The 11,339-nt window shown below is 55.6% G+C and carries 9 protein-coding genes; 7 read left to right on the top strand and 2 right to left on the bottom strand.

What is annotated here, in order from left to right; genetic code table 11:
- The first annotated feature begins 59 nt into the window (after positions 1-59).
- The 7 genes from EYB31_RS05725 (at position 60) to EYB31_RS05695 (ending at position 8,805) form a co-directional block, all read left to right on the top strand.
- Positions 60-977, top strand: a complete 918-nt coding sequence (locus tag EYB31_RS05725; RefSeq protein WP_131012325.1) for an ABC transporter permease — start codon at positions 60-62, stop codon at positions 975-977.
- Positions 978-1,015: 38 nt separating this feature from the next.
- Positions 1,016-1,888: an ABC transporter permease gene (locus tag EYB31_RS05720; protein WP_240762092.1), complete on the top strand. Its 873-nt coding sequence runs from the start codon at positions 1,016-1,018 to the stop codon at positions 1,886-1,888.
- Between the two features lie 7 nt (positions 1,889-1,895).
- Positions 1,896-2,888, top strand: a complete 993-nt coding sequence (locus EYB31_RS05715) for an ABC transporter ATP-binding protein (protein ID WP_131012323.1) — start codon at positions 1,896-1,898, stop codon at positions 2,886-2,888.
- On the top strand, positions 2,885-3,907 hold the full coding sequence (locus tag EYB31_RS05710; RefSeq protein ID WP_131012322.1) for an ABC transporter ATP-binding protein: 1,023 nt from the start codon (positions 2,885-2,887) through the stop codon (positions 3,905-3,907). The genes EYB31_RS05715 and EYB31_RS05710 overlap by 4 nt, the downstream gene beginning before the upstream one ends.
- Positions 3,894-5,099 (top strand): N-formylglutamate amidohydrolase, encoded by a 1,206-nt coding sequence (locus tag EYB31_RS05705; protein ID WP_131012321.1) that lies wholly within the window; start codon positions 3,894-3,896, stop codon positions 5,097-5,099. The genes EYB31_RS05710 and EYB31_RS05705 overlap by 14 nt, the downstream gene beginning before the upstream one ends.
- Positions 4,999-6,498: a gamma-glutamyltransferase family protein gene (locus EYB31_RS05700; RefSeq protein ID WP_131012320.1), complete on the top strand. Its 1,500-nt coding sequence runs from the start codon at positions 4,999-5,001 to the stop codon at positions 6,496-6,498. The genes EYB31_RS05705 and EYB31_RS05700 overlap by 101 nt, the downstream gene beginning before the upstream one ends.
- Positions 6,499-6,831: 333 nt before the next feature.
- Positions 6,832-8,805, top strand: coding sequence for a discoidin domain-containing protein (locus EYB31_RS05695; protein ID WP_165452235.1), 1,974 nt, complete (start codon positions 6,832-6,834; stop codon positions 8,803-8,805).
- 180 nt (positions 8,806-8,985) lie between these two features.
- On the opposite strand, the gene EYB31_RS05690 is transcribed toward EYB31_RS05695, so the two are convergent.
- Both EYB31_RS05690 and EYB31_RS05685 read right to left on the bottom strand, forming a co-directional pair.
- Complete coding sequence (locus tag EYB31_RS05690) at positions 8,986-9,924, bottom strand: dihydrodipicolinate synthase family protein (protein ID WP_131012318.1); 939 nt, start codon at positions 9,922-9,924, stop codon at positions 8,986-8,988.
- Between the two features lie 45 nt (positions 9,925-9,969).
- A complete protein-coding gene (locus EYB31_RS05685; protein ID WP_131012317.1) occupies positions 9,970-11,127 on the bottom strand; it encodes a mandelate racemase/muconate lactonizing enzyme family protein in 1,158 nt (385 codons plus the stop codon).
- Positions 11,128-11,339: the final 212 nt, after the last annotated feature.

Genomic DNA, 11,339 nt, shown 5'->3' with positions numbered 1-11,339 from the left:
GTTTAAGGGACACATGCGTTTTGACGCGCAAGCAGCCGCTTGCGCTGCGGGGAGGTATCATGAAACGTTACATTGCCAGAAGATTGCTGCAAATTATTCCGGTGCTTTTTATCATCACCTTTATCGTTTTTGCCCTGCTGTTTTTGACCGGCGATCCGGTGCTGCTGATGCTGCCCGACAATGCGACGGAAGTCGACCGTGCGGCGCTGCGGGAAGCGCTTCAATTGGACCGGCCGTTTTACGTCCAATATGCCTCGTTTGTGTGGGGCATGCTGCACGGCAACTTCGGCAAGTCGTATTATTACGGGCAGGAGGCGCTGCCGTTTGTGCTGGAACGGCTGCCGGCGACTTTTGAACTGGCCGCCGCCTCGATGGGCGTCGCTATCGTCATCGGGGTGCCGTTTGGCATCTGGTCGGCCACCCATAAAAACAAATGGCTGGACGTCATCATCAGCGGCGTGTCGGTGCTGGGCAAGGCGATGCCGAACTTCTGGTTCGGAATTATGCTGATTTTGCTATTTTCCGTCAATCTTCATCTGCTGCCGGTTTCGGGGAGAGGCACGTTGTCTCATCTGGTGCTTCCCGCCGTTACGTTAGGATTTGGCGTGGCCGCGCAAATCACCCGGCTCATCCGCTCGGCCATGCTGGAAATATTGCAGCAGGATTATATCCGCACCGCACGCAGCAAAGGGCTTATCGAGACGCTGGTTATTTACAGGCACGCTTTTCGGAATGCGCTGATTCCGGTGGTGACCATTATCGCGATGCAGGCTTCGGCGCTGATTGGCGGCGCGTTGATTACGGAAACGGTTTTTTCTTGGCCGGGGCTGGGGCAGCTGCTGGTGCAGGCGCTAAGCCGCAAGGATATGGCGATCGTCGAAGCAGCAGTGTGTGTCATTACGCTGGTCGTTATCATCTCCAACCTGCTTGCGGATATTGTGTATAAATGGCTGGACCCGAGAATCAAGTATCAGTAGGTCAAAAAACGAAAGAAAGAGCGATTCATATGAAAACAATGAGCTTAACGCGTGGGACATCGCTTTTGCTTCGCAGTAAGACGGGCACTGTCGGCATCGTTATCGTCAGCGTGCTGGTGCTGATTGCGGTATTTGCTCCATGGCTCGCTCCTTACGATCCGGCCAAAATCAATCCTTCGGCGATCTTGAAGCCGCCGGCTTGGCTGATCGGCGGCAGCAGCGAGCACATTTTGGGTACCGACAATTTGGGCAGGGATATGTTAAGCCGCATCATCTACGGCTCGCGTGTCTCCTTGCTGGTAGGCACCAGCGCCGTTGTCGTGGCGGGGGCGATCGGCCTTGCTTTGGGGCTGATCTCCGGGTTTTATGGAGGATTCATCGACAATGTGCTGATGAGGCTGGTCGATTCTTTCCTGGCAATCCCGCATATCTTGTTCACATTGGTTGTGCTTGGTGTGCTGGGTCCGAGTATGACTACGCTGATTGTCGTGCTGGGCATTACAAACTGGGTTTCTTACGCCCGCGTTACCCGCGGGGAGGTGCTCAGCATCAAGGAACGGGAGTTTGTCAAAGCGGCCCGTTCGATCGGTGTGAAGGACCGGATGATTATGATCCGCCATCTGCTGCCTAATGTGTTTTCGTCTTTTATCGTTATCGCAACGCTGAATGTGGCGAGCACAATTATCGCTGAGGCGTCGCTGAGCTTTCTGGGGCTTGGCATTCAACCGCCCGCCGTTTCGTGGGGCGGCATGCTCAGCTCGGGCCGCACGTATTTGACGACAAGCTGGTGGGTGGCGACGTTTCCGGGGGCGGCTATCACCTTGACGGTGCTGGGGATCATCATGCTCGGCGATTGGCTGCGCGATCTGCTTGATCCGCGCGCCCAAGGCCAGAAATACGCAAAGGAGTGAATAGACGATGGAGCAACAGGCGCTGCTGAAAGTGGAACATCTAAAAACCTGCTTCTTCACGGATCACGGTGTGGTGACGTCGGTGGACGACGTTTCCTTTACCGTCGGCCGCGGTGAAACGGTAGCCATCGTCGGGGAGTCCGGCTGCGGGAAAAGCGTGACCTCGCTATCGATCATGGGGCTGCTTGGCGCTTCCGGTAAAGTGGTCAGCGGCCGCATCGAATTTGAAGGAACCGATCTGCTGAAGTTGTCCAAAAAAGATATGCGGCGCATCCGCGGCAACAATGTTGCGATGATTTTTCAAGAGCCGCTGACGTCGCTGAACCCGGTGTTTACCGTCGGTTATCAGATCCGGGAGACGATTCTGATCCACGAAGCGATCGGCAAAGACGCCGCCAAACAGCGGGTAATCGAGCTGCTGAAGCAGGTCGGCATCCCGCACCCGGACCGGGTGTACCACTCGTTCCCGCACGCATTAAGCGGGGGGATGCGGCAGCGGGTTATGATCGCAATGGCGATCGCCTGCCGGCCCAAGCTGATTATCGCCGACGAGCCGACAACGGCGCTGGATGTGACGATCCAGGCGCAAATTTTAAACATTTTGAAATCGCTGAAGGAATTAAACGACACGACGATTCTACTGATCACGCATGATCTTGGGGTGGTGGCGGAAGTCGCCGACCGCGTAATGGTCATGTATGCCGGGCAAATTGTGGAGCAAGCGGACGTGATGACCCTGTTTGCCGCTCCGAAGCATCCTTATACGCGCGGGTTGCTGAATAGCACGCCGAAAATTCATAAGTTGTCCGAGCAGCTCGAGAGCATCGAAGGTTCGGTCCCGAACCCGCTGCGGCTGCCGTCCGGCTGCCGTTTCCATCCGCGCTGCCCCAATGCCACGGATATATGCCGGCAGATTCCGCCCCGGACGACACGTTTATCAGCCCGGGAGGAAGTCGCATGCTGGCTTTATGATGAGGTAAAGGAGGCGGCGAGCGGATGACGAGCATTCGGGGAGAGCGGCAGGCGCTGCTGGAGCTTAAAGGGGTCAAAAAATATTTTGATATCGGCGGCGAATCGTGGTTTGGAGCAAAAAAGCAGCTGAAGGCGGTGGACGGCATCGACCTGCGCATCTACGCAGGGGAAACGCTGGGCATCGTCGGAGAGTCGGGCTGCGGCAAATCGACGCTGGGCAATTTGATTTTGCGGCTGCTGGATCCTACCGCGGGCGAGGTGCTGTTTGAGGGCGTGGACTTGAACACGCTGAAGGGCGAGCCGCTGCGGCGTAAGCGGGCTGAGTTTCAGATGGTGTTCCAGGATCCTTTCTCATCGCTGAACCCGCGTATGCGGGTGTCCGATCTGATCGCTGAACCGCTGACAACTCACGGGACCGTGCAGCGGCGCGAGCTGAAGGAGCAGGTCGGCGCGTTATTGCAGGCGGTGGGGCTGGATGCTTCGTATGCAAGCCGATATCCTCACGAATTCAGCGGCGGCCAGCGGCAGCGGATCGGCATCGCCCGGGCGCTCGCGCTGAAGCCGAAGCTGATTGTCTGCGACGAGCCCGTGTCCGCGCTTGATGTGTCGATCCAAGCGCAAATTCTGAATTTGCTGGCCAAGCTGAAGCAGGAATACAAGCTGACTTATGTGTTTATCGCACACGGCATTCCGGCGGTGAAACATATAAGCGATCATATCGCGGTGATGTATCTCGGCAAGGTGGTGGAAATCGCGCCAACCGCACAGCTGATGGAGCGGACCGCCCATCCGTATACGGAAAGCCTGCTCGCGGCCGTGCCGATCCCCGATCCGTCCCTTCGCGGAGCGAAGAAAACGGCGCTGCTGGAGGGCGATCTGCCAAGTGCGATTGACCCGCCGTCCGGCTGCCGTTTTCATCCGCGCTGTCCTTACGCGACGGAACGGTGCCGCACGGAGGAGCCGCAGCTGGCTGAGCTGGCGCCCGGCCATATGGCTGCCTGCCATTATCCGCTGGAACAGGGAGGTATGCTGCATGTGCTCGCTTAAACGGGAGCTCGGACAGGAAAGCGAGGCGGCTGTAGGTGGAGTGATGGCGGAGCCGGCAGTAAGGATGCAGTCCGCAGAACCGGTTGAGTCAATCGAGATGACAGAGCAAGGGTCGGAGCCGTCGAGTGGCGGAGATACGAAAGAACGGAAAGCTGAGCCGTTATCGCGGGGGCTGTCCGGTGGCTCATCTGATGAGGAACAGCGGCCGGACGGACTTGCGCCGGATTCGGCGGACAGCGAAACTGAGCAGATTGCGGAGTTGGCTGAGCCGGGCGATCCGGCGCTTGAGCAATGGGAGGAACCGGCCGACCTAGCGGAGCAGGGGATAGAACCGGCGGAACCCGGTGTACTCATGGAACCGGCACAGTCCGCGGAACCGGTCGACTCGATTGAGCCGCCGACCGATCCGGTGGAACTGACCCCCGAGCAGGAGCAGCTTCTGGCGTGGGCGGAAGCGCTGGAGGCGCCTTTTGCGCTGAACGACTATAATGGGAACATGCTGGGACGCACCGTGTACGCCTACCAGCCGGGAAGCTGCCCGATCCTCGTATCGTGCCCGCATACCGTCAACCATTGGCGGGAAGAGCGTGTCAAGGAGATGGATGAATATACCGGGGCGCTCGGGCTTATGCTCAAAAGTTTGACCGACTGCCATCTGATGTACACGACCAAGCTGTACGACGAAGACCCGAATTTTGTGCTTGGCGGCGTGTACAAAACCGAGCTGGCGAAGCTCGCGCAAAAGCATGGGATACGGCTGGTGATCGATCTGCACGGCGCCTCCAGCGCCCGGGAATTCGACATCGACCTCGGCACCCAATATGGCAAGACGCTGCGCGAACCTGCGGCGGCTATTTTGCTTGAACAGCTGCATAACGGCGGATTGCCTGACGTACGCTGGAACGATACGTTTGCCGCCGCCGGTGCGGGTACGGTTACCGCTTATACCGCAAAACATCTGAATATCCAGTGCGTGCAAGTCGAAATTAACGGCAAATACCGCAGTCCGCGCACCGACATTGGATCGTTCGCCAAGCTTATCGACGGGCTCGCCGGAGCGATCGAACGTATAAAGGAGGAAGTGACATTACATGAACTGCACAAACCAAGGATCGTACGGGGTCAGCGCGGCGCATCCGCTTGCTACAGACGCAGGAATACGTATTTTAGAACAAGGCGGCAACGCGGTTGACGCCGTGGTCGCCGTTTCGTTTGCGCTGGGGGTCGTTGAGCCTTACGCTTCCGGCGTCGGCGGCGGCGGGGCGACGATGCTGTATGACGCAGCAGCGGGAGATCCGCGTTTTTTCGACTATAGGGAAGTGCTGCCGGCTTCGGGCATCGTTTCGCCGAAGGAGATCGGCGTCTGCGGTTTTGTCAGGGGCATGGAGGAAATGCACCGCAAGCTGGGCAGCCTGCCGTGGAGCGAACTGCTCCAGCCGGCCATAGAGATCGCGGAACAAGGTTTTGTCACTAGCGATATTCTGGAGTATCAGCTGACGACGGTAGCTTACTTGAACCGTTCGGCGATGCCGCATTTTTTCCCGGACGGGGAGCCGCTGAAGGCGGGTTCGCTGCTCGTTCAGCCGGAGCTTGCGGAAACGCTGCGGCACATTGCGCTTCAAGGCTCGCGGTATTTTTACGAGGGGGCGCTGGCCGAGGAGATCGTGCGTCTTGTCGAAGGGATGTCGTTAACCGACCTCAAGGATTATAAAATGCTGGAGCGAACACCGGTATACGGGCGTTTTGCCGGGTATGACGTCGTAGGTTCGCCGGCCCCGCTGGCCGGAATTACGATCATTCAGGCGCTGCAAATGGCGGAGTATGTGAAGCTGAGCAGCTATGCGGAGCAAAGCGCTGAGTTTGTGCACTTGACTGCGGACATCATCAAGACATGTTTCGACGACCGCAAGCTGGTGATGGGCGACCCGGCGTTCGTACATGTTCCTTCGGCAGAGATGACAATGTCGGACTACGCTTTGCGTCTGGCGCGGAATTTAAGCCCTCACCGGCTTGCCGACGCTCCTGTGGAAACGCCGCGAGACTACAACAGCACGACGCATTTTGTCGTTGTCGATCGGGCGGGGGTTGTCGCTTCGGTGACGAATACGGTTAGCGACTTTTTTGGTTCCGGGGTGTATGTACGCGGCTTTTTCCTGAACAACCAGATGCGCAATTTCTCATCGGACGCCGGTTCGCCCAATAAGGCGGAGCCGGGCAAAAGACCGCACAGCTACGTTTCGCCGACGATGTTGTTTCAACAAGGGAAGCCGTTTTTTACGCTGGGTTCGTCAGGGGGCAATCGGGTGCCGACGATTTTGACCCGCTTGCTTGTCCGTTTCCTGCAAAACGGCGTAAGCCTTGAAGAAGCGGTGCGGCTGCCGCGGTTTTATTCCGATGAGCGGCTGATCTACCTGGAGGAAGATTTGGCGGAAGCGGACAAAACCAAGCTGCTGCGCATGGGCTACCGGCTGCAATACCATCCGGTGCCGATCCGGTACGGCGGCATTCACGGCATGGTGCTTGGCGAGCAGGGAGCCGTGCATGGTATCGCCGATCCCCGCCGTAAAGGCAAATGTACGATTCGCCGCTAATTGGCGGGTAATTATTAGAATTGACGCTTGTTTCATACGAGTCAAAAAATGGCGGTCCGGTGACCGTCATTTTTTGTTGCGCCTTAAAAAAATGTGGTTATTTTTAGCATTTCAGGATGACGCTGGGCTTTCTCCGATAAGCCTACTGGTCCGTTTATGGAGGTAAGCCGGGCTCAAGTAAATTATTGTCGATTGAAATTGACCGTCCATTTTTTACTATGGAAGAAGCGGGACATGTTTTCCAGTCCGGCATATACGCAAACAACCAGGCATCCGACACAAAAGCGTTTCTGGCGTAATGGCGTCAAAATCACAATTTTGGGAGGCGGGGCAATGAAGAAATGGGTTGTAAAGTTAATGGCATTTTCGGTAGCGGCTGCGGTGCTGCTGCCGGCGGAAGATTACGTGTCGGCATCCAGCATGGCGGTCAGCACGGGAAATTCCACAATCGATGGAAGGCCGGTGGCGTTCAAAAATCGCGATCATTGGTCCTCACCGGACGGCTGGCAAGTGTATCCGTATTATTTTACCGCGGATAACAGTTCGTTTGGCAGCGGCGACCGCTACACGGCGCGTTTCAGCTACATGGGTGTGACCGCTCATGGCGATTCCGGCGTCGATCCGGTGACGAACACGACGATCCCATGGGCGGGCTCCAACGACAAAGGGCTTGGCTTGGTGCAGGTGGCGGGCCACACGTTGTCTTCCGAATTCGCAACCGATCACGGCTTTGCGGTTTCGCAAGATTTGACGAACGGCATGTCGGGCGGGTATTTGAACCATGTCATTTTGTCGCGGGCGGAGACGGTGGACGAGGTCGAGCAAATTTTGCGCGATACAAACAATGGCGGCGGATTTCACGGCAGCTTTGCGCGGAACACATCGGCCATGATTAGCGTATTTGACCGCAGCGGCAATGCCGCGGTTTTTGAATTTGACGGAGACAGCTTTACAAGAGACAACATCAAGCAGGAATATGTGCAGGATGCCAACGGTTATTACACGGCTGCTCATACCGATGACAAGGATGCGGCCAATCCGGCTGACGGCGCATACAGCGGCTACGACTGGCGCAACAATTTTAGCAAAGTGAACTGGACGAAATCGAACGGTTTTCCTTATTTCGTCGATCAGCAGACAACAACCGTGCTGACGGAAACCGATCCGTATTCGCAGGACGAAGACACCAACGTCGTTAACACGGTATATACGCCGGACGGCATTCATGACTGGGAATTTTCCACGAGCGCGGTGAAGCGCCATACCCGCACAGGCATCCGTCTGGACGATCCGTATAAGAAAGATTACCGTTATTTCATCCATAAAAATGTAGGCTCCTACGCGCTCGGATCGGATAATTACCTGGAGACGCTGAATAAAAATATCGGCGAGCTGCCCGGCGATCAGAAGCCGACCGGCTGGCATATCAACCGTTTCGTCTCGACATTCGGCACCGTACTGGTCGGGACTAAAATCGGCGATCCTTACGGCGGCAAGCTGACGACGATGTGGGTTAATTTGGGCGAGCCGACGGTAGGTATTTTTGTGCCGTTGTTCCCTTATACCGGTACGATTCCGAGCGAGCTGAACGACATGTATTTGGCTATCAATGCCAAGCGCCACCTTGTGTACGATTACACGAATGATGACGCGGTCGGCTACAGCGGCGGGCGAAACGTGGACCATACGATCAACACGGTTGCTTTGGTCGGCTCGACAAGCAATTATTACGCTGAAGGCGGCATTCAAAACTACACGTTTGACATCGAAAACTGGGCGTTTGACGAATATGATAAATTTATGGCCGACCTCAGAACAGGCACACGCACCGACGCGCAGCTGAAGACCGATATGATCGCATGGCAGCAAAATATGGCGACAAAGATGAAGACGCATTATGTTGCCGGAACCAGTCCGAACGTCGCGCTGAAAAAAGCGGTCACCGTCGACTCCACCTACAGCACCTACGCTGCGGCGAATGCGGTGGACGGCATCTCGGCGGACGAATCGCGCTGGCTCAGCGCCAATACAAGCGGGCCGCATTGGCTTGCGATTGATTTGGGGCAGAACTATACGATCAAAAGCGCGGAGATTACAACCGGTAAAGGGGCAAACGAGGCGGTTTCGAATTTCAAGCTGCAGTCATGGAATGGCACGGCTTGGGTCGATATTCCGGGTACCTCGGTCACCGGCAATACGAGCACCAAAGTGCTGCAGACATTTACTCCAGTGACAACAAGTAAAGTCCGGTTTTATTCGACGGATAACGGTTATGTGAAAGTGAAGGATATCCGAATCTTCGAATAGAGATTCGAAAGCGAGCGGTGGGCTTAAGTGCCGATAAAAACTTTCCCCCCGGCATTGAGCTAGCCGGATATTCGTTTAACCAGCGGCACACCGCATCTGATAGCTGCAAAAAAGCAGCCCTGCATTCGAGATAAAGTCTCAAATGACAGGGCTGCTTCCATACGCGCTCATGCTAAGCGCTTATTGCCTCTCGTTTCTCGCTTCTCTCCAGCGGAGCGCAAGCAAATCAAGATCCTTCAGCGTATCCATCACTTCGCGGCGCAGCAGATCATCCATCGGCGCGTTCGGATTGCGGACATAAGCGGATTCGATGACACCGCCCGCTTTTAGCACTTCCTTATGTACCGACATCGCAAAGCCGGGGATCGTGCCGATTCTCATAAACGGCAAATATTGATAAAATGTTCTGCGCGCGGTATCGAGATCGCCGGCTTTAAACGCCTGATAAATTTTGACGCATACTTCGGGGAATTCGCAGGCAGGCATCGTGCCAACGGCGCCTCTGCCCAATTCCTCGTAGAAATACATCCCGTTCATGCCGCCGAATACGGTCAAACGTCCGTCCGATTGCTGCAGCACGTCCGTCACTTTAAGCGAGGTAGGCGGGGCTTCTACTTTGACGTAAGAGATGTTCTCGAACTCCTTGGACAAACGGGCCAGCAGCGGCGCCGGCATATTCACTCCGCTCGCCAGCGGCGCATCTTGGATCATGATCGGAATCGTAACCGCTTTGGCAATCGCGGCAAAATAGTCGTAAAGTCTTGTTCCGTCCGGCTTAGCCATATAAGGCGGCAGCACCATCAGCGCGTCGGCGCCTTGCTTTTCCGCTTTCTTGCTCAATTGAACGGCGGTTTCCAGCCCGGTATGACCACTTCCGAATACAAGCGGCACCCGGCCTTTCACTTCGTCAACGACGATTTCCGCGATCCGTGCTTTTTCCTCGTCCAGCAGCGTGTACATTTCGCTGGCCATTCCAAACAAGGCGATGCCGTCCACCTTCGCGTGCAGCTGGAAACGAACCAGCTCACGCAGGCTGTTTTCGTCGACCTCTCCATTGTCCTTAAAAGGTGTAGCCAAAATCGGATATATTCCCTCGAGTTTCACGTCCGTTTTACTCATGTTATGTCCCTCCGCATAGTTAAAATGATGGATGATGGTTCGAATCTACTCGCTCATCAGCTCGCGCAGCTTATCTTCGTTGATGTCGACGCCAAGGCCGGGGCCTTCGGGCACTTTATAATAGCCGTTCTCGCAAACGATCGGTTCCTTCAGCAGCGTATTGGCCACTTCCATGACCGTCGGCTGGTATTCGAGAATCAGGAAATTGGAAATCGAGGCGCTGTTATGCAAGGTGGCCGCGATGCAAATCCCTTGTCCGACGCTTAAGTGTGGAGCGATCGGAATATTAAACGATTCCGCCAAATTGGCGATTTTTCTCATCTCGGTAATACCGGTGCGCCCGACGTCCGGCTGCAGGATATCCGCGGCTCTCTTTAGCAGGCGGTCCTTGAACTGGTAGCGGGTGCGCTTCGCTTCGCCGATGGCGACCGCCATATCGAGGGCTCGAGCGATTTCCGCTGTTCCGTCCACATCTTCCGGCGCTGTCGGCGCTTCCAGAAACTCGATGCCAAGCTTCTCCAGACGCCGGCCAAGCTGAATCGCCTCCGGCACCGAATATTGCCAGTGGGCGTCGACCATCAGCCGGAACCGTTCCCCTAGCGCTTCTCTCATATAAGTTGCGACTTCCGCATCCTCATGGACGCCGTAGCCGAGGTGCAGCTTGATCGCTTGGAAACCTTTGGCCTTCCATTCCAGGGCGAGCTGGATGCGTTCTTCCTTCGTTTCCCGCGGGATGCCGGAGACGTAAGCGGGAATTTCTTTCCGGTAAGCTCCGCCGAGCAGTTGATAGACGGGCAATCCGACGGATTTCCCAAGAATGTCCCAGAGCGCAACGTCGACCGCTGTAATGGCGTCGACCATAAATCCCGAGAAATAACCGCGTTCCCGCATCGAATCGTACAGTCTGTTCCAAATGACGTCGATGTTTCTAGGATCCATGCCGATTAAGAATGGGGCAAACAGCCGGTTGATGATTTCTCCCGTCACCTCGGGACCGACCGGCGCAAGCGCCTCGCCCCAGCCGTAAATACCGCTGTCCGTGGTGATCTTCACCAGCAAGGTTTCCAGGTTGCGGGAATAAATGGAGCGGTACTCCGGCCGGATATAATAATCGTTATCCTGTCTTAACCCGCTGGAATTGCCCAGGTAGACGGGGCCTTTCCGGATTTTTAACGGATACACTTCAATGCTTTCAATTTTCATTGACTTCACCCGCTTTTCGATAATTGTATTTCATAATGTGCAAATTGATTGTATAATACGATAAGACATAATTCAATAATAAAATTGAATATCGTATCGGATGATTATACAATGACATTATAGACAAATGTCCGTACGGTCTTCGCGGCATCCTGCCCGCTGTTGCAATATAAGGACAGGAGAGATATGAAGAGGCATCGAAAAAAGTAGCG

The sequence above is a fragment of the Paenibacillus thalictri genome (assembly GCF_004307995.1).
GTDB classification, from domain to species: domain Bacteria; phylum Bacillota; class Bacilli; order Paenibacillales; family NBRC-103111; genus Paenibacillus_AF; species Paenibacillus_AF thalictri.
This window is presented reverse-complemented; position numbering and strand designations above follow the sequence as displayed.